This window comes from Rhizomicrobium sp. (assembly GCA_037200985.1).
GTDB lineage: Bacteria > Pseudomonadota > Alphaproteobacteria > Micropepsales > Micropepsaceae > Rhizomicrobium.
Genome location: JBBCGJ010000001.1, coordinates 4,228,364 through 4,248,392 on the forward strand (window position 1 = coordinate 4,228,364; position 20,029 = coordinate 4,248,392).

Here is a 20,029-nt window from a genome sequence, read left to right on the forward strand (position 1 = left end):
AATCGACCCTCCCTCAAGGAGAGGGTGACATCGCCGCCTCGATCAGCTTCGCCACGTCCGCGTCGGGCGTGGCGAAGGAGAGCATCAGCCGCGCCAGCACGAGCCCGTCTTGCGGCACGCCCCAGTCGTAGAACACCGCCCCCGCCGCGCGCAGCCTCTTGGCGAGCGCCACGGGCATGCGCGCGAACACCGCATTGGCCTCGACCGGATGGGCGACCGTGACGTCCTCCGCCCGCGCCAGGCCCTGGGCGAGGCGCTGCGCCAGCCCGTTGGCGTGCCTGGCATTGGCCAGCCAGTGATCGCCGTCGAGATAGGCTTCCAGTTGCGCCGAGACGAACCGCATCTTCGACAGCAGGTGGCCGGATTTCTTGCGCCGGTATTCGAAATCGGCCGCGTCCTTGGGATCGAAGAAGATCACCGCCTCCGCGGCCAGCGCGCCGTTCTTCGTCGCGCCGAAGGAGAGCACGTCCACCCCGCTCTGCCACGACAGCGCCGCCGCCGTGCAGCCGAGCCCGACTAGCGCATTGGCGAACCGCGCCCCGTCGACATGCAGCTTCAGCCGATGATCGCGCGCCACCGCCGAGATCGCCTTCAATTCGTCCGGCGTATAGACCGTGCCGAGTTCGGTCGCTTGCGTCAGGCTGATCGCCGCCGGCTGGGCGTGATGCACGAAGCCCTTCTGGAAATGCTTGAGTGCCCGTTCGATCGCATCCGGCGTCAGCTTGGCGTCGCCGCCCTCGATCGGCACGAGCTTGGCGCCATGGGTGAAGAATTCCGGCGCGCCGCATTCGTCGACCGCGATATGCGCCTCGGCGTGGCACAGGATCGCGCCATGCGGCGGCACCAGCGTCGCGAGCGACAGCGCATTGGCGGTCGTGCCGTTGATCACCGGATAGGCCGCGACCTCGCGCGCGAAAATCTCGTCCAGGCGCGCGGTCACGCGCTGGGTGACGGGATCGCCGCCATAGGCCGGCGCTGGCGCCTGCCCGATGGCCGCCACCGCCGCGAGGATCTTCGCCGAGGCGCCGTAATGGTTGTCGCTCGCGAAATTCATGCCCTACCAGCTTCCGACATTGGGCATCGAGGCCCAGGGCTCCTGCGGCGGCAGCGGGCCGCCGTCCTGCAACAGCTCGATGGAGATGCCGTCGGGCGAGCGCACGAAGGCCATGTTGCCGTCGCGCGGCGGACGGTTGATCGTGACGCCGCCGTCCATCAATCGTCGGCATACTGCGTAAATGTCGCCGACCCGGTAGGCGAGATGGCCGAAATTCCGTCCGCCGGAATAATCTTTCTCGTCCCAATTGTATGTGAGCTCAACCATCGGGATACCGTCGCCGCTGCCGGTCGCGGCATCCTCGGGCGTGGCCAGGAAGACCAGCGTGAAGCGGCCCATCTTGTTCTCGATGCGGCGAAGTTCCGTCAGCCCGAGCTTCGCGCAATAAAAATCCAACGCGGCATCGAGATCGCCGACGCGGACCATGGTGTGGAGATAGCGCATTCCGTCATTCCTTCGAAGGCGCGGGTTTCGCGCGCATGTTAGCAACGAATTCGGCGGCGAGGAGTGTTGTCCTTGCGCGGCCGCGGTCGACTCGCCGCGCATCCGCGATCCATGTTGCAGCGCGAGAGGCGTAATTTCGCCACCATGCGATGCGAATTTTCCAGGCGTGGACGTTCGGTGGAACGATTAGCCGCATCCGGGAATGCTCTCCAAACGGGCCTGGGAGAAACATTCCGACGCTAAGATCGCCTCTCGAAAGCGTCCGCGGAATTCGGCCGGTTTTGCGGCGTCATGCGGCTGTCGTGTGAATTGATCATGACGGCAGGCGTGCCTTCCTAGCGGGCATCTGCCGCGCCGCCGTGCATGCCGGATTAACTAGCCTGTTCACGAAGTTGCGTTTACCAAATCGAAAGACTAGACCCCCCTTGCGAACCGTGATTACGTTGGCTTTAAGAAAAAGGGAGCATCGGACGCTAACCGGTGCCGGGAGGGGGACGCGTACTTTGGCCCAAATCCGCCAATCCCGGTGCCATCGCGCCGGGATTAGTTTTGTGTAGGCGACGAAAGACCCATGGAACAACCAACACACGATCTGAGAGCTCACATCCCCAGCACCGTTGAAGGAACGAGCACGCGCTCGGTGAGCCTTCTGGTGGTCGTCGGGATTCATATCGGTCTTGCCTTCGCATTGATCGCCGGCCTCAAGGCGGGCCTGATCGAAAAGCTGCCCGAGGAATTGAAAGCCGAAGTCGTGCAGCCGAAGGACGATGTGAAGCCGCCGCCGCCGCCGCCGCCGGATCTGGCGAAGCCGCCGCCGCCCTTCGTGCCGCCGCCGGAAATCAACATCGCGACGGACGCGCCGGTGACCAATGCGATCACCGCGGTGCAGGCCGTCGCGCCGACGCCGCCGGCGCCGGTGCAGGCCCCGGTCGTCACGCCGTCCAAGGCGGTCGGCCGTACGCATGACTGCCAGTCCTACTATCCCCCGCTCGCCGCCAAGCTGAACGAGACCGGCAATGTGCTCATTCACTACGACGTCGGGGCCGACGGTTCGATCTCCAATGTCGGTATCGTCAAATCGAGCGGTTCCGACCGTTTGGATCAAGCGGCCGTGAACTGCGTTTCCTCCAAGTGGCGCAATACCCCTGCGATGCAGGGGGATACGCCGGTTGCGACGCCCGGTCACCAGGCCATCATTCAGTTCAAACTCAACTAGCACCCCAGCTTTGTCTCTTCTGGACTCACGGAGTAGTAGGAAAATGACCTTGAAGACCCTGACGATCGCAGCCGCCTTCGTCCTGATTTCGGGCCTCGGCGCCAGCCAGGCTCTCGCCCAGACCACCCCTCCGCCGGAGCCCACCATGGCCGCTCCGACCGCTGCACCGGCGCCCGCGCCGTCCACGCCTGCGATCACCGCACCGGCGCCGACCCCGGCCTCGACGGACAATCCCTACGGTCTGGAAGACATCGTGAAGAAGGGCAATCCGGTCTCGCTGACCGTTCTGGCCCTGCTCGCCGTCATGTCGGCCGGCACCTGGTACATCTTCTTCATGAAGTTCTTCGAGCAGTCGCGGATTCTGACCCAGGCCCGCACGGTCGAGAAGCGCTTCTGGACCTCCGGCACGCTGGCCGAAGGCGTCGACAAGCTGCCCAAGAACTCCATGTTCCGCAGCGTCGCCGATGCCGGCATCCGCGCCAGCCAGGGCGGCACCAGCCTCGTCGGCCTCAACGACTGGATCGCGATGTCGCTGACCCGCCAGCTCGAGGACGCCAATTCGCGCCTTCAGGGCTCGATCGCCTTCCTCGCGTCGGTCGGCTCGACCGCGCCCTTCGTCGGTCTGTTCGGCACGGTGTGGGGCATTCTGCAGGCGCTCATCGCGATCGGCGTCGCCGGTCAGGCCTCGATCGACAAGGTCGCGGGTCCCGTCGGTGAGGCGCTGATCATGACCGCCATCGGTCTGATGGTCGCGGTGCCCGCGGTGTTGATCTACAACTACCTCGTTCGCCGCAACAAGGTCATCCAGGAAAAGCTGCGCGGCTTCGCGGGCGACCTGCAGACCTACCTGATCACCAAGAGCAAGTAGCCAGGGAACGCGGCAAGCGCGCGGAGTAATCATCCATGGCTATGAATGTTCAGTCCGCCGATCACGGCGACGATCCGGATCTGAACACGACCATCAACACCACCCCGCTGGTGGACGTGATGCTCGTGCTTCTCATCATCTTCCTGGTCACCATTCCGGTGATCGTGAAGACGGTGCAGGTCCAGCTTCCGAATTATCGCAACATCGCGACGATCACGAAGCCCGAAAATATCGTCATCGCCGTCGATAAGGACGAAAACATCTACTACAACAACGCCCCCATCGACTCGAGCGAACTCAAGGACAGGCTGGAGGATGCGCTTCGCCGCGCCGTCGCCGCCGGCAAGCCGCTTCCCGAAGTGCACATCCGTGCCGATCGGGGCGTTCGTTTCCAGGCGGTGGGCCGCGTCGTGTTCGCCTGTCAGATCGCCGGCATCCAGAAGGTCGGCTTCCTGACAGAGCCGCGCAACGACGCACCCTGATGACCGGCGGATATGTGATCGACGGACGGAACAAAGGTAACGCCCCATGGCAATGAATATCGGCAACGAGTCCGGCGAAGGCGAGGTGATGGTGGAGATGAACACCACCCCGCTGATCGACGTCATGCTCGTGCTGCTTACGCTTCTCATCATCACCCTGCCGATCCAGACCCACGCGGTGAAGCTCGACATGCCGCGTCCCAACACCAAGCCGCCGCCGACGCCGCCGGTGGTGGTGACGCTGGTGGTGGATTTCGACGGCCAGATCTACTGGAACAACGCGCCGATCGATCGCGCGACGCTGGACAGCTACCTGTCCTCCGCGGCGAGCGACGATCCGCAGCCTGAAATCCATCTCCAGCCGAACCGGCTGGCGAAGTACGACTCCGTGGCGATGGTGCTGGCCGATGCGCAGCGTATCGGCGTGACCCATATCGGGTTCACCGGCATCGAAACCATGCAGTAAAGTGAGGGGCGACCGCCGAAGACGGCATGCGGTCGCATGCGTCCGAGGCCGCGCTTTGAAGGTTAGAGGTCTCCAGAATGTTGTCCAAGTCCCTGCGTACCGCTGTAGCGGCTCTCCTGCTTTCCACCGCGACGGTGGGCGTGACCACCCTGGCGTTGACGGTTCCGGCCGAGGCCGCGGCGCGCGCCTCCGTCGCCAAATTCCTCAATGAGGCCATCCGCCAGGCCGGTGCCGGCAATCTCAGCGCGGCGCGCGCCAGCGTCGGCCAGGCGGAAGGCGTCGGCGGCCTGACCGCCGGCGACCGCGACGCGATCGACAAGGTCAAAACCTACATCGCGCAGAAGTCCAATGCGACGACCGGCGTCGCCGGCCTCTACACCGCGGGCAAGTACAGCGAAGTCATCGCCGCCGGCCGCGGCAAGGGCGACGCGCAGACCATGCAGCTCGTGGCCCAGTCCTACTATCTGACGCGCCAGTTCGCGGAGTGCTCGCGCTACATCCGCAACAATTTCGGCAACGGCGCCGGCGAGCAGATCCTGACCCTCCAGATGCGCTGCGCCTACGAGACCCAGGACAATGAATCGATGCGCATGGCGCTCGAACAGCTCGTCCAGCGCACCAACAAGCCGGAATACTGGTCCCAGCTCCTGTCGACGGCGGAGGGCACCAAGGGGCTCACGGACCATCAGACGCTCGACATCTACCGTCTCAAGCTGATGACTGGCTCGCTGAAGACCGCCGACCAGTACATGCTGCTGGCCCAGCTCGCGCTCCAGCTCGGCTTCGCGTCCGAATCGCAGAGCGTGATCCAGAAGGGCATCCAGGCGAAGCTGCTCGCCGGCGACCGCGTCAACCGCCTGCTCGCCATGGCCGGCGGCCAGGCCGGTCAGAACGCCGCCAAGGCCGGCGGTGTCGCCGCCACCGGAAACGGCGACGCACTGGTCAAGCTCGGTGAGGACCTTTGGGGCCAGGGCAAGTTCCCCGATGCGCTGAAGTTCATCCAGCAAGGCATCGCCAAGGGCGTGACCGACAAGTCCAACGCCCAGATCCGTCTCGGCATGGCCTATCTCGGCGTCGGCCAGAAGGGCGCTGCGATCAGCGCCTTCTCGAGCGCCGACGGCGACGCCAAGGCCAAGATCGACGGCCATCTCTGGGAAATCTACGCCCGCACGCATTGAGGCATTCGACCCTCCCTTTGCGGGAGGGTCGCTTCATCTGACCCTCGGCTTGCCGCGCACCGTATTGCGCATCAGCCACAGATAGGTCCGCACATCCGTGTCGGGCGGCGCCGCGACGCCGGAGCCGGGCACATGGGCCTGCAGCTCGGCCAGCGAGAAGCCCATCGCCACGTCATAGGTGCGCTCGATCTGGTTGCGCAGATTCTGCTCGGCCGCGTACCAGGCGCTCTTGTCCGCCCCGTCGCGGCAGGTGCCGAGCTCGCGCGGATCGCTGGCGCCCCAGCGCCGCTCGACGCAGTGATAGGGATCGAAGGACATCGCGAACAGCCGCTTGCGCGCGTCCTCATAGCCGAACGAAGCCGGCGAGCCGTCGCTCCGCGCGTAGCTAACCTTGCACGCCGCCGCCTCGCGGTCATAGGCCGTCAGCATGTCGACGGCGAGATTCTGGCCGGCATATTTCAGCCGCGGATCGCTGGCCTGGTACATCGACATGAACCGCGCCGCCTGGTCGCGCAATTCCTTGAACGCGGTTTTCAGCCGCGCGTCGCGCGACGGCGTCGAATAGACCTCCCAGTCGCCTTCGGTCCCGTAGATGTTCTGCGGCAGGCGGCGGGGCTGGGGCTCCCGCATCACGCCGGCGCTGATCGCGACCGCCACCGCGTCGGCGCGGTAATGCAGGTCGGCGCAGTTGGAATCCACCATGTCGTGGACTTCCTTGATCGGATCGAAGGACAGGCTGCCGCCCGCCAGCCGCGCGCGGACATAGTCGTAATAGTCCATCGCCTGCTGGCTGAGCGTGAAGCTGCCGTCGCGCCAGTCGCGGTCGTCTTCCGGTCGCGGGCCGTTGCCGAAGAATTGCTCGAGCGAGAAATCCGCGATGTCCTTGTTCGGCGGCAACACGACATGGCCGCCGGCATAGGTGCCGTCCGGCCGCCGCACCGCGCCCGCCAGCGTGGCCGGCCGCCAGTTCTTGAACCCGGCGCCCATGCCGGGCGAGGCCCGCACGAAGCGCAGATCGTAGAAGCCGCGCGTCATCGCATTGTCGGGATGGGCGTCGAGATAGTGGATGCGCCCGTCGGGATCGACCCGGTAGACCGTCGCCAGATGCCCGTTGGGATCGTAGATCACCGTGCCCGGCCGGATCGAGCCGGGCAGAACCGCCGGCGAATAGAAATCCTGCTCCAGCGGCTCTTCGAGCTCGGGATGGATGCGGAACGTCGCCGAGGAGATCGCCTCGCGCAGCGTCTCGATCACCGCATAGCCGCTTTCGACGCCGCCCGCGACCGTGACGCGCTCCGCCGCCGCATTGCCGCGCGCGGTGTAGCGGATATCGCGCGTATGCCCGCGCGGCTCGACCTGCGACACATAGGCGAAAGGCAGTCCGTGTTTCCAGGCATAGTAGAACCGCAGCACATAGGGCAGGTCGGCGCAGTCGGCGCGGAAATAGATGCCGTCGGGATCGGATGCCCGGAACGGATTGCCCGGCCCGTGCAGGCAGGAATCGACGGTGCGGCACGCCGTATCCCCGATGGAGGTCAGGAACTCGCCGAAGCCGCGCTCGTCGGCCGGCGTCCAATGGTCGAAGCGCACGACATAGATCGACTGCGGCGGCACCACGGCAACGGCGGCCGGCACCGGCGCCTCGTCGGCCGCGCCGCATAGCAGCAGGGCCGCAAGCACTACGATGGCTCGGATAGGTCTGGTCACGTCTCCCCCTTGAAGGGCGACGGTACTGGACGACCCCCGTCGGTCAAGCTTGGTCAGCCGGCGGTACTGCCGATATAAAGGTTAAGTAACTTTCCGGTCATAGCCGCATGGATGGGTTCCTCACGCCGCCCGAGAGCGAGGCGCTGCTCCTGTCCTTGCGCATATCCGCGGTTGCGGTGTTCTCGGCGCTGCCTTTCGCCTTCGCCGCCGCGCTCCTGCTGGCGCGCACGCAGTTCCCCGGCAAGACGCTGGTCGACGGGCTGATCCACGTCCCCCTGGTCCTGCCGCCCGTGGCGATCGGCTTCCTGCTCCTGATCGCGTTCGGCACGCGCGGCCCCCTCGGCGGCTGGCTGCTCGACACGCTGGGCATCCGCTTCGTGTTCAGCTGGACCGGCGCCGCGCTCGCCTCCGCCATCATCACCTTCCCCTTCCAGGTCCGCGCCATCCGTCTCTCGCTGGAGGCCATCGATCCCGGCCTCACCGCCGCCGCCGAGACGCTGGGCGCAATGTGGTGGGACCGGCTCCTCAACGTCACGCTGCCGCTGGCGCTTCCCGGCATCGCAGCCGGCATCGTCACCGCCTTCGCCGCCAGCCTCGGCGAGTTCGGCGCCATCATCACCTTCGTCTCCAACATCCCGGGCGAGACGCGCACCCTGCCGCTCGCGATCTACACCGCGCTCCAGTCGCCGGGCGGCGAGGCCGAGGCGATGCGCCTGTCGTTGCTCTCCATCGGCCTCGCACTGATCTTCATGACGCTCGCCGAATTCGCCCAGCGCCGCGCCCGCGGCCTGAACGCATGAGCGTCGAGGTCTCGCTGCGCCACGCCTTTCCCGGCTTCGCGCTCGCCGTCGATTTCGCCCTGCCGCGCCCCGGCGTGACCGCGCTGTTCGGCGCATCCGGCGCCGGCAAGTCGACCGTCGTCGCGGCGATAGCCGGCACCTTCCGCCCGCGCGAAGGCCGTATCGTCATCGACGGCCGCGCCGTGCTCGACACGGCCAAGGGCATCTTCGTGCCCCCGCAGCAGCGCCGCGCCGGCATGGTGTTCCAGGACGCCCGCCTCTTTCCCCATATGAGCGTGCGCGACAACCTCCTGTTCGGCTGGCGCCGCGCCGCCGTGAAGGCCGATGCCGGCGACATCGACCGCGTGGTCGCGCTGCTCGGCCTCGAAGCCCTGCTGGCGCGTCGTCCCCGGATGCTCTCCGGCGGCGAGAAAAGCCGCGTCGCGCTCGGCCGCGCTCTGCTCTCCTCTCCCGAAATCCTTCTTCTCGACGAGCCTCTGGCGGCGCTCGACGCCCAGCGCCGCGGCGAAATCCTGCCCTATCTCGAACGCCTGCGCGACGAGGCGAAACTGCCGATGCTCTATGTCAGCCATTCGCTGGACGAGGTGGCGCGGCTGGCCGACGACATCGTGGTGGTGAAGGGGGGGCGCAGCGTCCTGCACGGCTCGGTGTTCGACGTCCTGACCGGCCTCGAATTGCCGGCCCTGGCCGGCTCGCCGCCGGTGGGCGCGGTGATCGCGGCCACCGTGGCGGCCCATCGCGACGACGGCCTGACCGCGCTCGATTTCGACGGCGGCACGCTGTTCGTCTCGCGCCTGTCCGATCCGGTCGGCACCCGCCTGCGCCTGCGCGTCCGCGCCGAGGAGATCATGCTGGCGCTGGAGGAGCCGCGCGGCATCAGCGCCAACAACGTCCTTTCGGCTCGGGTCGCGGCGGTGGCGGAGAACGGCCTCCAGGCCGACGTCCAGCTCCTGTGCGGCGCCACCCGCCTCATCGCCCGCATCACAAGCGCCTCGGCAGCGCGCCTGGCGCTGGCGCCGGGAAAGCCGGTCTACGCCATCGTCAAATCCGTGACGGTCGATGCGCCCGCCGCGCACCAGGCCGTGCTCCCGTCCTTGTGATTGGCTTCTCCCCGGCCGGAAGGCGTAAGACCGCGCCGACGGGAAGGGACGTGTCGTGAGCAGGATCGGTGCGATAGTCGTGGGCCTGATGATCGCTCTGGCGATCTGCGCCGGCGCGGAGCGTCACTCGGCGCGGAACACGAACCGTTTCGACAGCGTGAAGTTGAAGATCAGGCCGACGAATACGCTCGCCGCGGTGGCGATCACCGGATAGCACAGCGGCGCCGGGGCGAACGCCACCAGCAGCGTATAGGTCGCGTAGTTTACGACCGCGCCGACGCCGTTCGCCAGCATGAACTTGAACCACTCGCGCGCCAGTGCGACGAAGCCGCCGGTTGCGGCATGCTCGGCGAAGGTCAGGTTGCGGTTGCCCCACCAGGTGAAGCTCGCGGCGCAGAAGATCGAGACGACGCGGGCGCTGTAGGGGTCCAGGCCGAACAGGTGGTGGAAGATCCACAGCACGCTCTCGTCGACCACGAAGCCTGCGGCGCCGACCGCGCCGAAGCGCAGGAGGCGCGAGCGCAGCAGCGCGCGCAGTCTCTGCTCCAGGTTCACGCGTTGCGCCGTTCTTGCGGCCCGCGCAGCGCCAGATAGGCCATGCGCTTGGCCTCCCAGCGCCCGCGCGTCACGGTGTCCAGGATCAGTCCGCTCATCAGCGACAGGAAGGCGATCACCATCAGCCCGGTCGCGAGCAGCGCGGTCGGAAGGCGCGGCACTTTCGAGGTCGCGATGAATTCGAGCAGCAGCGACCAGCCGAATATGCCGGATACCACGGCGAGGATCGCCGCGATGGCGCCGAAGAAGAACAGCGGACGCTCCTCGCGCACCAGATGGGCGATGGTGAAGAGGATCCGGAAGCCGTCGCGATAGGTGTTGAGCTTGCTCGCCGAGCCCGCCGGCCGCTCCTTGTAGGGCGTGTCGACCTCGGCCATCGGCATCAGGAGGCGCACCGCGTGCACCGTCAGCTCCGTCTCGATGGCGAAGCCGGCGGCGGTGAACGGAAACGATTTCACGAAGCGCCGCGACATGACCCGATAGCCGCTCAGCATGTCCTTGAGCTCGATGCCGAACATCAGCGAGGTCAGCCCGGTCAGCATCCGGTTGCCCCACAGATGGCCGGCGCGATAGGCGGCGGCCTCGGTATGGACGCGGCGTCCGGTGACCAGGTCGAGCTCCTCGGTGATGAGCTTGGCGATCATCTCCGGCGCCTGCGAGGCGTCATAGGTATCGTCGCCGTCGGCGAGCACATAGACCTCGGCCTCGACGTCGGCGAACATCCGGCGCATGACGTTGCCCTTGCCCTGGCGGTGCTCGTTGCGCACGACGGCGCCGGCCTCGCGCGCCACCTCCGCGGTCCGGTCCTTGGAATTGTTGTCGTAGACATAGACCTGCGCCAGCGGCAGCGCGGCGCGGAAGGCGCGCACCGTCGAGGCGATCGCCGCTTCCTCGTTGTAGCAGGGCAGGATGACGGCGATGCGGCTGGCCGTTTTTTCCGGGTCGGTCATTGGCGGGGCCATTTGAACAGCGGACAGAATTCATAGTCGCCGATGATGTTCGTGTCGAACACCGTGCATTTCAGCCAGTCGATGCGCAGATGGTACTCGGCCAGCGCGTCGCGCGCCCGCCCCATGTCGTAGGCATCGGACAGGACGTAGAGATCGCGCTTCTTGTCGATCCATTCATAGACCCGGCCCTTCATCATCCTGGTCAGCCTGGTGCCGTCCTGCGGCTGTACCATCCAGCCGTCGATGCGCAGCAGGGGGATCTCGCGCGGAAAGGAGGGCGCAAGGAAGCCGAGCGGGCCGTTGCCGGTCAGCAGCACCATGGCCTTCTCCGGGTGCTCGATCCTGGGCAGGTCGGCCTGCACGAAGGGATCGCTGATCGGGGAGCGCTCGATATAGTCGACGCGGGTGGTGGCCGCCACGGCGAACAGCAAGACGACCAGGGTGATGAGCTGGGTGCGGCGCGGGATCGGCAGCAGGCCCACCCCGATCGCGATCAGGAGCGGCCCCAGCATCTCCAGCCCGACGATGTAGCGGTAGATCGCGAACATCTTGAGCCAGACCAGATAGGACACGCCGGCGAAAGCAAGGATGGGAAGCGCGGCCCCCGGAACGACCAGCGGGTCCTTCGACCGGCGCCCTGCGATCCACACGACGATGGCCGCGATGCAGGCGACATAGGCGAGCCCGACGCGGATGTCGCGGAACGGGATGTCGTCGGCCACAGCCCAGTCGAGCGTGAACAGGATCGGAAACAGCGCCGCCTTCCAGAAATGCGTCGGCAGGAAGCGCATGTCGCGATAGGGCGCCGGCAGCGCGTAGGGCGACTTGAACGCATCGTTGAAATAGGGAAACAGCGGATTGCCCGTCGTCGCCAGCAGGTGCTCGGTCCAATAGCCCATCATCAGGGCGACGCCGATCAGGCCGGCCGCGCCGCCGGCGGCCAGCCGCACGAGCTGGTGCTTCCAGCTTCCGCCCAGCGCGACCAGCGTCGCGGCGAATCCGACCGCGAAGGGAAATTCGGGAAGCTTCAGGCCGACCGTCAGGCCGACCGCCAGCCCGGCGCCGGCCGAGAGCGCCGCGCCGAGCCAGAGCGGCCCCTCGCGCAGGTTTTTTCGGTTCACGACAAGAAGCGCGATCGCCGACAGGATGAAGATGCTCATCGTGTTGTCGTGATAGGTCGTGCCGAACATGTTGAGGCCGAGCCCGCCGGTCTGGCCGAGCAGCGCCAGCGCCGCGGCGCCGAGCTTGTACTCCTCGATGCGTAGCGTCTGGCGTCCCAGGATGTAGAGCGGCACGACATTGGCGCCCTGCACCGCGCCCAGCACGAACAGCGCGACCCAGGCCGGCGTGTGCGTCGCCAGGACGTAGAACGGGATGTCCTGGAACGGATTGTAGTAGGTCGCCTGGTGCGCCACGAGCATGTCGATGTGCTCGCGCCCGTTCAGGAAGGCGTAGGGGATGTACCAGTGGTAGTTGCGGAAATCCCAGGACGTGTCCTTGCCCAGCCACAGGACATAAAGGCCCCAGAAGGCCATGGTTCCTGCGAGGAACAGCCATTCCCTGCCGGTCAGCCGGAGCACACGGGATTCGGCAGTGGACATGGGATGGATGATACGCGCGCTCGAGAGACCCGGCAGGTTCTACCAGACCTTGGGGATCAGCCAACCCTCCCTACGGGAGGCTCGCGTCCACCGGCTGTTCGATCTGCAGGTTGGCCAGGAATTGGCGGGTCGAGGCGCCGGCCGAATGGCCGAGCACGAAGGGACGTGCCTGGTCGCGCGGTAGGGTGAGGGCGCGGCGGCAGGCCGCCCCGAGGTCCTCGTCCAGCGCGGCGGCCGGGCAATTGCCCACCACGTCCTGCATGACCTCGCGGGGGAAGGTCGCGACCGGCGTGCCGCAGGCGAGCGCCTCGAGCATGACGAGGCCGAACGTGTCCGTCAGGCTGGGAAAGACGTTGACGTCGCTGGCCGCGAAGGCCCGTACCAGGTCTTCGCCGGATTTCGGACCGAGGAATTTCACGTCCGGATATTTCCGCGCCAGCGCCTCGCGGGCCGGGCCCGGGCCGACCACGACCTTGGTGCCGGGCAGGTCGAGCTTGAGGAAGGCCTCGATGTTCTTCTCGATCGACACGCGGCCGACATAGAGGAAGATCGGCTTGGGGAAGGGCAGGCTGGCGTCCGGGATCGGCCGGAAGCGCTCGATATCGACGCCGCCTTCCCACAGCCGGACATTCTTGAAGCCGTGCGCTTCCAGCTCGCGCTTCATCGCCGGCGTGCGCGCCATCGTGGCGACGCCCCTGGCGTGGAACCATTTCTCCCACCGCCACACCCACTCTTCGGAAATGAAGGGAAAGCGCGCATGGACGTATTCGGGATAGCGGGTGTGGAACGCGGTGGTGAATTCGATGCCGTGCTCGATGCAGATGGCGCGCGCGCTCAGCCCCATCGTGCCTTCGGTCGCGATGTGCACCGCGTCGGGCGCGAATTCGCGGATGATCTTCTCAAGGCCCTTGCGCGGAAAGATCGCCAGCCGGATTTCCGGATAGGTCGGCAGCGGCACGCTGAACCGCCCTTGCGGCGTCGCATAGCGCACGTCGTGACCCATCAGCGAAAGCTCGCGGCCGAGCATTTCGAGCGTGGTCACGACGCCGTTCACCTGGGGTTTCCAGGCATCGGTCACGATGAGGATCTTGAGATGTTCCTTGCCGGGCACGGGAAAGCGGCCGAGCGGCCTCACGGCGCCCGGCCACGGCCGGCGTACCCTACGCGGGTACAGGCGCGGCTTCGCCGGTGGCCGTGGCGCGAGAGGCCTGGGCTGAAACAGGAGCGGCCCAACGAACGATCTCCAGATGTCCGTTGGCATCTTCGACAAGGGCTGTGCAGCTTTCAACCCAGTCTCCATCGTTGAGGTAGAGGACGTCGCCGATCCGGCGCATGGCGGCCTGGTGGATATGGCCGCAGACCACGCCGTCCAGTTCGCGGCTGGCGGCGGCCCGGGCGACGACTTCCTCGAAGCGGCAGACATATTCGACCGCGTCCTTGACGGCGTGTTTCAGCCAGTTCGACAGCGACCAATAGGGCAGGCCGAGCGCGCGGCGGATGCTGTGGAGCACCTCATTGACCCGGAGCGCCTGGTCGTAGGCCCAGGACCCCAGATGGGCGAGCCATTTGGCGAATTCGATGACGCCGTCGAACTGGTCGCCATGCAGCACCAGGAGGCGCTTGCCGTCGCCGGTCTCGTGGATCGTCTCGCGCACCACCTCGATGCCGGCATAGTTGCGGCCGCAGAAGCCGCGCAGGAATTCGTCGTGATTGCCCGGCACGAAGATCACGCGGGTGCCCTCGTCGACCTTGCGCAGGATCTCGTGCACGACTTCGCTGTGGCTTTCCGGCCAGAACCAGCGCCGCTTGAGCTGCCAGCCGTCGACGATGTCGCCGATCAGATAGAGCGTCTCGCTGCTGTTCTTCTGCAGGAAGTCCAGCAGCATCTCCGCCTTGCAGCCCCGGGTGCCCAGATGGACGTCGGAGATGAAGACGGTGCGGTGATGGCGGGTCGGGCGGGCAGGGGCGCTGCTGCGGGGGCGTGGCGGCCTCAGGGCCACCGGCGGCGGTACCAGCCAGGAGATACGGGCCATGCATCGCGCTCCGGTCGTCGGGCGCGAATCGGCGCCCTTTCCACAGGCACCTGACTACCGGCCACGCACGAATCTTTTGCGGAAACGCTGCGAATCTTTTGTTGCGATGCAGCGACAGCCCTGTGACTTGGTAAGGATTTGTTAGGAATTTCCGTATGCCTCAGCCTGTGATTTTGCGCCGCACCATAACGCCTTCGCAGCTGCAATTGCCTGGAAATCAGGCTAAATGACCTGGAAATGCTGGGTTTTTTCTGGAAATGCCGAATCTTTGGACTTGCGTTGACCCTGGTAGGAGTCCATATTGTTGCAGCGCGGCATGACTGACCTCCCGTTTGTTATGCCGCCTGCCCTTCCTGGGCGTTTCCTCCCTGAACTTGGCCGCTCCTCTGGAGCGGCCTTTTTTTTGGCTTGGCCCGATTATTCGGCAGCGAGGCGGCGGATGGGTGCCAGCACAGCCGGCTCGATCGCGACCAGCCGGATGAGCGCCTCGGTCAGCCGCGCATGGACCTGCTCGAACTGCGGTCCCTTGGCGATGCGCTCCTCGTCGAGATAGAGCGCCCGGTTGACCTCCACCTGCAGCGCATGGACGTCGCGATCGCGCCGACCGTGCAGATGGGTGGTGTAGCCGCCGGCATAGGGGGCATTGCGGGCATGGCTGAAGCCCTGCGCCTCGAAGGCCCGCTCGGCGGCGCGCGTGACGGTCGGCGCCGCCGCCATGCCATAGCGGTCTCCGAATACGACGTCCGGAATGGCCGCGGCCGACGGCATGGAATGACAGTCGATCACCACCGCGACGCCGAATCGGGCCCGCGTCTCTTCGACAAGTTCGGCCAGCGCGGCGTGATAAGGCCGATAGAGCCGTGCCAGCCGCTCCTCCGCATCGCGCGGCGCAAGCTTGGCGCGATAGATCTCCGCCCCGTCGCGCACGATGCGGGGGATGACGCCCAGGCCCGCCGCGACACGCGGGCTCGGGGCGTCGACCGCGACCGGCAGGGCACCTTCGAACATCGCGCTGTCGATCTCGGCCGGCGCCCGGTTGGCGTCCAGGAAGGCGCGGGGGAAACGTGCCGCGATCATCGGCGCCCCCAGCGCCACCGCGCCGCAGAACAGTTCGTCGACGAAAGCATCCTCCGAACGGCGCAGATTGATCGGGTTCAGCCGGCTCATGGCGATGAAGCTGGCCGGATAGGTCCGGCCCGAATGGGGCGAGGCGAAGACGAAGGGAACGGTCTGGCGGAAGGGCCGGTGCACGCGGAAGGGCTCGGCATAGAGCGCGGCCAGATCGCCGCCGCCTTCGCCTGCCGGTCCGGTCTGAGGGCCTGTCATCGATTCATCTTCCCGAATGCCAGTGGACCATTAACGCGTCGCCCCGATCAAGCGGCTGCGGCCGCTGCGCCGCAGGCGCCCACCGTTAACCCTCGTTTACGGTTTGCATATTATACGCTCTTATGGGGGGGCGAGGGCGACCCGATGGCGCACATATTGTTGGCGGAAGACGACGAGAGTCTGCGCAAGTTCCTGGCGCAGGCGCTGGTCAAGGCCGGCCACGACGTCACCGATTTCGGCGACGGCAGCGACGCTTTCGAATGCCTCAAGGGCTTCCGCTTCGACCTTCTCGTCACCGACATCGTGATGCCGGGGATGGACGGGATCGAGCTCGCCAAGCGCGCCGCCGAGATGGACCGCGCGCTCAAGATCATGTTCATCACCGGCTTCGCGGCGGTGGCGCTCCACCCGGCCGCGAACGCGCCGAAGCAGGCCAAGGTACTGTCCAAGCCGTTCCATCTGCGCGAGATCGTCGCCGAAGTCGATCGCATGATCGCCGCCTGACGGCCGCGTGTCCGGAACCTGTCCGGCGTTCCCTTTTTCGCGGAACGATTTTTTCGCAATAGGGCAGCCTCGCCACATTGACGCCCGGCGCCTGCCGGATTTGGGCGTTTCCATCGACATACCGGCGCTGTCGAAGCGCGGGCGCCGCTCGCAAGAGGCGGCGGCGAACATGGGAGGCAACGAACATGCACGCACTGACACACGACATTATAAGCGGCGACCCTTCGGGCCCGTCGTCCCGACGCACCATGATCATCGGCAGCGTGGCCATGCTGCACGTCGTCATCGTCTATGCGCTCGTCAGCGGAATGGCCGGACAGACCGTGAAATACATCTCGCATGAAATCACGGCGCGGGTCGTCGACGACAAGACCAAGACCGCCGACGCACCGCCGCCGCCCAAGCCTGTGCTGGTGCAGCCGCACGAGACCGTCGACACGATCCCGCCGCCCGTGATCGCCGTAGCGAACGACCAGCCGCCGCCGATCACCTTGCCGCAGACGCCGGCGAACAACGCGCCGCCGGCGCAGCCCGACACCGGCGCGTCCGGCGTGAGCAGCACGCACTCGACGCCGCCCTATCCCGCCGTGGCGCGGCTGGCCGCGCACCAGGGCACGGTAACGCTGCAGCTCGTGATCTCGGCCCAGGGCGACGTCGCGTCGGCAAGCGTGATCCGGTCGAGCGGCTTCCCCGAACTCGACCAGGCGGCGGTGGCCTGGGTGCAGGCGCATTGGAAATACAAGCCGGCCATGCAGAACGGCGCGCCCGTTCCGAGCCAGGCCCAGGCAGCCGTCAAGTTCGACCTGAAGCAGGCAAGGCTCTAAGCGCCCGGCCTGAAAGAAACCCGCCACGGCTCAAGCCGTGGCGGGGTAATTTTTCGGGCCTTGATGGATTTCGGCACCGCCGAAAACCCAGCTTGCCCCGCCCGGCCCCCGAGGCTATAGCTGCCGCCCGTCGCACGGATTAGGGCAATTAGCTCAGCGGGAGAGCGTCCCCTTGACATCGACTACATCGAGGTAATGATTTCAAGCGATTGGGTGTAGGGCCGGTACGCTTGTGTAACGCAGTGGGTTTTTGAGGTTTGGCCTCTTCTGGGCTGGTTTATTGGTCCGGTTAAGGCTCGATAGTTGGGCGGTTAGTTCAGCGGGAGAATGTCCCCTTGACATGGGGAAGGTCACAGGTTCGATCCCTGTACCGCCCACCATTTCAATAGCTTAGCGCAAGAATCGTCTATCCGCTGTCGTTCAAAATGGATCAGAGACGGACGATGCCGCGGGATGCGTGGGCCTTACTCTGTGCGGGAAAGGGCCGCTGTTAGTTGAACTGGAATTCGCACCACTGCGAGCACGCGCGAATCCGGCAAGCACCAAGGTCTCGTGGTTCCGGTTCAGCGATCACGCCGAGGCTGCAAATTGCGTCACGGCTTCTTTGAGATGCATTTCGGTCTCAGCAAACCCTTCCAGGGGTAGCCCCAGTAACGGCCAAAACTTCGAGCACAGCTTTTCTATCGCGGCTGTGATCTCGCCGGGCATCACATGGGGCACAGCGCAAAGGATCATTGCAGGTCGCTTCCGTCTTCGGACTAGGTATCTCGCTTAATCATGCGGCGAGCGATCTCGGCCTTACCGCAGGTCAGAGCGTGTGCGCCGCTTTCGGTTTCGACAGTGAAGGCGATCTCGCCTTTCTTCTCCAGTTCGCCGTGTCGGAGAACTATCTGCGTCGCTGGGCGCACCATTGCGGAGAAGCGCGCCGATAGCGACAACAGAGACTGGGGCGAACCCGGAACGTAACGCGATACAAGTTCACGGCCGGCCAGTGCCCATAGCGCAGTGCCGTGCACGATAGGTGCTTGGAGACCGGCAGACAGCGCTGCCTTGCGCTCGGTGTGGATTGGATTCCAGATATCCGCACATTCGGTGTACCGCTGCGCAAAGCCGCGATCCAATTGCAATGTCACCGCCTCCCATTTCGCGGCGCCGACCCATTCCGGCGGACGGTCCACTTCGTCCGCAGCGCAGTCGGCGCCCTCGACGGCGACATTGCGATAAAGGCTGCTCGAAATCGTGGACGACAGGGCTTCTCCCGTATCGGCGTCGAAAATCTCAAATTTCGTGCGCGCCAAGGCACCGGCCCGGGCGCTGCGCACTTCAATGACCTTACCCGTGATCCGGGCGGTCACACCCGGATGTATGGGAGACAAGAACTGGCTGTCCTGTCCAACATGGACACCGCGCAGCGTTTCCTCCTGCGTCAGACCCATATCTTGCGTTCGAGCAATGACCGCGATCTGCCATTCCAAAGAGACGCAGAAATAGGGAGGGGCCATGAAACCTGCCGTGAGATCGTCGATGCACACCGCGTTGTCGTCATGAATACCGGCAGCAAAGGCCAGCGCCATGCGCGGCGTGACGAGGCGAATTTGCTCGGGTAACGGTTGTCCCACGATGTCGGCATGCAGTGGCATTCAAAATCCATCCCCCCGTTATTTTGGGACCTCAAACGCTTGTGCCCGGCGGCAGGAGCAGATATAACTAGTGTATATATATGGTGTGCCTGCCCGTGTTCCAGCCATTTCGGTACCCAGTCCCATGAAATCATCTTATAAGCACACACCATCGGGAAACCTGCGGGCCCGAGGCGCAGGAATTCCTTTTCTCGGCCAGCCGGGCGCAAACAACACGATCACCGACGTGACGGGAGTCGAAGTCGGGTATTGCACGCTCATACGCGGAGATGGACCGCTCGTTGCCGGCAAAGGACCGGTCAGAACGGGGGTGACCGCGATTTTTCCCCGCGGTCGCAAACGAGCCGTGGCCGCCGCATATGCCGGTTATTTCAACATGAGCGGCAATGGCGAAATGACGGGCGCGGCGTTCATCGAGGAGCGGGGTCGGTTCGATGGTCCCATCACCCTCACCAACACACATTCCTGCGGACTGGCGCGAGACGTGACGGCGCGCTGGATGTTCGAGAAAATGTTGCCGGGAGAGAAGCTGGATCAACAGCTCTTTTTGCCGGTTGCCGCAGAAACCGCCGATTCGATGCTGAATGATATGGACGGTCACCACGTCATGCCGAAACATGTGCTCGCTGCTTTCGCAGACGCGCATGACGGCCCGATCGAAGAGGGAAGCGTCGGCGGCGGAACCGGAATGCGCAGCTACGAGTTCAAGGCCGGCTCCGGCACCTCCTCCCGCGAAATCGTGTTTGACGGCAAGACTTATGTCGTGGGTGCATTCGTCCAGTCCAATTTCGGCAAGCGGCATCTTCTTCATATCGCGGGCATTCCGGTCGGTCTCGAGCTGCCGCGCGAACGCGATTTCGGCGCCGAAAACGGCTCCATTATCGGAATCGTCGCGACGGATGCGCCGATGATGCCGCATCAGCTGAAGCGAATCGCGCGCCGCGCGGCCTTCGGCATCGCGCGGTCCGGCGGTATCGCTTCGAATGAATCGGGAGATCTGTTCCTGGCGTTTTCAACCGCAAACGACGCGGCGGTGCACAAGCACGATGGCGTCGTCACGGCCGACTATGTCGGAGAAGGTGCGATGAGCGCCTTTTACGAAGCCACGATCCAGGCTGTTGATGAGGCCATTCTCAACAGCATGTTTGCCGCCAAGACCATGGTTGGTCGGGATGGCTATGTTGCTCCGGGTATACCGTTGGAAAAAGTACAAGCCATTTTGCGCCGCCATGGACGGTTGGTCGACGTGACGTAAACGGCAAGCGACAGAGGGCGTCGGTC

General features: G+C 65.4%; 20 protein-coding genes and 1 tRNA gene. 11 read left to right on the top strand and 10 right to left on the bottom strand.

All coding sequences use genetic code 11. The annotated features are described in order from the left end of the window. Positions 1 to 13 precede the first annotated feature (13 nt). Positions 14 to 1,054: a low specificity L-threonine aldolase gene (locus tag WDN01_20915; GenBank protein ID MEJ0028493.1), complete on the bottom strand. Its 1,041-nt coding sequence runs from the start codon at positions 1,052 to 1,054 to the stop codon at positions 14 to 16. Between the two features lie 3 nt (positions 1,055 to 1,057). After that, positions 1,058 to 1,498, bottom strand: a complete 441-nt coding sequence (locus WDN01_20920) for a VOC family protein (GenBank protein MEJ0028494.1) — start codon at positions 1,496 to 1,498, stop codon at positions 1,058 to 1,060. A 571-nt stretch (positions 1,499 to 2,069) separates the two neighbouring features. Here WDN01_20920 and WDN01_20925 point away from each other — a divergent pair. From WDN01_20925 to WDN01_20945, 5 genes are all read left to right on the top strand, one after another. Next, positions 2,070 to 2,714, top strand: a complete 645-nt coding sequence (locus WDN01_20925; protein ID MEJ0028495.1) for an energy transducer TonB — start codon at positions 2,070 to 2,072, stop codon at positions 2,712 to 2,714. A gap of 43 nt (positions 2,715 to 2,757) precedes the next feature. Beyond that, positions 2,758 to 3,582, top strand: coding sequence for a MotA/TolQ/ExbB proton channel family protein (locus tag WDN01_20930; protein ID MEJ0028496.1), 825 nt, complete (start codon positions 2,758 to 2,760; stop codon positions 3,580 to 3,582). Positions 3,583 to 3,617: 35 nt separating this feature from the next. Beyond that, complete coding sequence (locus WDN01_20935; protein ID MEJ0028497.1) at positions 3,618 to 4,064, top strand: biopolymer transporter ExbD; 447 nt, start codon at positions 3,618 to 3,620, stop codon at positions 4,062 to 4,064. Positions 4,065 to 4,110: 46 nt separating this feature from the next. After that, on the top strand, positions 4,111 to 4,530 hold the full coding sequence (locus WDN01_20940; GenBank protein ID MEJ0028498.1) for a biopolymer transporter ExbD: 420 nt from the start codon (positions 4,111 to 4,113) through the stop codon (positions 4,528 to 4,530). Positions 4,531 to 4,607: 77 nt separating this feature from the next. Then, positions 4,608 to 5,708 carry a hypothetical protein gene (locus tag WDN01_20945; GenBank protein MEJ0028499.1) on the top strand — a complete coding sequence of 367 codons (1,101 nt, stop codon included), beginning with the start codon at positions 4,608 to 4,610 and terminating at the stop codon, positions 5,706 to 5,708. Between the two features lie 33 nt (positions 5,709 to 5,741). Here WDN01_20945 and WDN01_20950 read toward each other — a convergent pair whose 3' ends face one another. Beyond that, positions 5,742 to 7,415, bottom strand: coding sequence for a hypothetical protein (locus WDN01_20950; GenBank protein ID MEJ0028500.1), 1,674 nt, complete (start codon positions 7,413 to 7,415; stop codon positions 5,742 to 5,744). A 107-nt stretch (positions 7,416 to 7,522) separates the two neighbouring features. On the opposite strand from WDN01_20950, the gene modB reads away from it, so the two are divergent. Continuing rightward, positions 7,523 to 8,215, top strand: coding sequence for a molybdate ABC transporter permease subunit (gene modB / locus WDN01_20955; GenBank protein MEJ0028501.1), 693 nt, complete (start codon positions 7,523 to 7,525; stop codon positions 8,213 to 8,215). Then, entirely contained in the window at positions 8,212 to 9,315 is a 1,104-nt protein-coding gene (modC, locus tag WDN01_20960; protein MEJ0028502.1) for a molybdenum ABC transporter ATP-binding protein, read from the top strand. The genes modB and modC overlap by 4 nt, the downstream gene beginning before the upstream one ends. A 123-nt stretch (positions 9,316 to 9,438) precedes the next feature. Here the strand turns inward: modC and WDN01_20965 are convergent, their stop codons facing one another. From WDN01_20965 to WDN01_20990, 6 genes are all read right to left on the bottom strand, one after another. Continuing rightward, on the bottom strand, positions 9,439 to 9,870 hold the full coding sequence (locus WDN01_20965) for a GtrA family protein (GenBank protein MEJ0028503.1): 432 nt from the start codon (positions 9,868 to 9,870) through the stop codon (positions 9,439 to 9,441). Continuing rightward, positions 9,867 to 10,820, bottom strand: coding sequence for a glycosyltransferase family 2 protein (locus WDN01_20970; protein ID MEJ0028504.1), 954 nt, complete (start codon positions 10,818 to 10,820; stop codon positions 9,867 to 9,869). Before WDN01_20970 ends, WDN01_20965 begins: the two co-directional genes overlap by 4 nt. Further along, positions 10,817 to 12,421, bottom strand: a complete 1,605-nt coding sequence (locus WDN01_20975) for a hypothetical protein (protein MEJ0028505.1) — start codon at positions 12,419 to 12,421, stop codon at positions 10,817 to 10,819. The genes WDN01_20970 and WDN01_20975 overlap by 4 nt, the downstream gene beginning before the upstream one ends. A gap of 70 nt (positions 12,422 to 12,491) precedes the next feature. After that, positions 12,492 to 13,556: a glycosyltransferase family 1 protein gene (locus WDN01_20980; GenBank protein ID MEJ0028506.1), complete on the bottom strand. Its 1,065-nt coding sequence runs from the start codon at positions 13,554 to 13,556 to the stop codon at positions 12,492 to 12,494. Positions 13,557 to 13,581: 25 nt separating this feature from the next. Beyond that, positions 13,582 to 14,454 carry a UDP-2,3-diacylglucosamine diphosphatase gene (locus tag WDN01_20985; protein ID MEJ0028507.1) on the bottom strand — a complete coding sequence of 291 codons (873 nt, stop codon included), beginning with the start codon at positions 14,452 to 14,454 and terminating at the stop codon, positions 13,582 to 13,584. Between the two features lie 417 nt (positions 14,455 to 14,871). Then, entirely contained in the window at positions 14,872 to 15,780 is a 909-nt protein-coding gene (locus WDN01_20990) for an N-formylglutamate amidohydrolase (protein MEJ0028508.1), read from the bottom strand. 144 nt (positions 15,781 to 15,924) lie between these two features. On the opposite strand from WDN01_20990, the gene WDN01_20995 reads away from it, so the two are divergent. The 3 genes from WDN01_20995 (at position 15,925) to WDN01_21005 (ending at position 17,488) form a co-directional block, all read left to right on the top strand. After that, a complete protein-coding gene (locus WDN01_20995) occupies positions 15,925 to 16,284 on the top strand; it encodes a response regulator (protein MEJ0028509.1) in 360 nt (119 codons plus the stop codon). Positions 16,285 to 16,469: 185 nt separating this feature from the next. Then, complete coding sequence (locus WDN01_21000) at positions 16,470 to 17,108, top strand: TonB family protein (GenBank protein MEJ0028510.1); 639 nt, start codon at positions 16,470 to 16,472, stop codon at positions 17,106 to 17,108. Positions 17,109 to 17,413: 305 nt separating this feature from the next. Further along, a tRNA-Val gene (locus tag WDN01_21005) sits at positions 17,414 to 17,488 on the top strand. 378 nt (positions 17,489 to 17,866) lie between these two features. Here the strand turns inward: WDN01_21005 and WDN01_21010 are convergent. Continuing rightward, positions 17,867 to 18,748, bottom strand: a complete 882-nt coding sequence (locus WDN01_21010) for a MaoC/PaaZ C-terminal domain-containing protein (GenBank protein MEJ0028511.1) — start codon at positions 18,746 to 18,748, stop codon at positions 17,867 to 17,869. A gap of 124 nt (positions 18,749 to 18,872) precedes the next feature. Between WDN01_21010 and WDN01_21015 the strand changes: the two genes are divergently transcribed. Further along, positions 18,873 to 20,003: a P1 family peptidase gene (locus WDN01_21015; GenBank protein MEJ0028512.1), complete on the top strand. Its 1,131-nt coding sequence runs from the start codon at positions 18,873 to 18,875 to the stop codon at positions 20,001 to 20,003. Positions 20,004 to 20,029 lie beyond the last annotated feature (26 nt).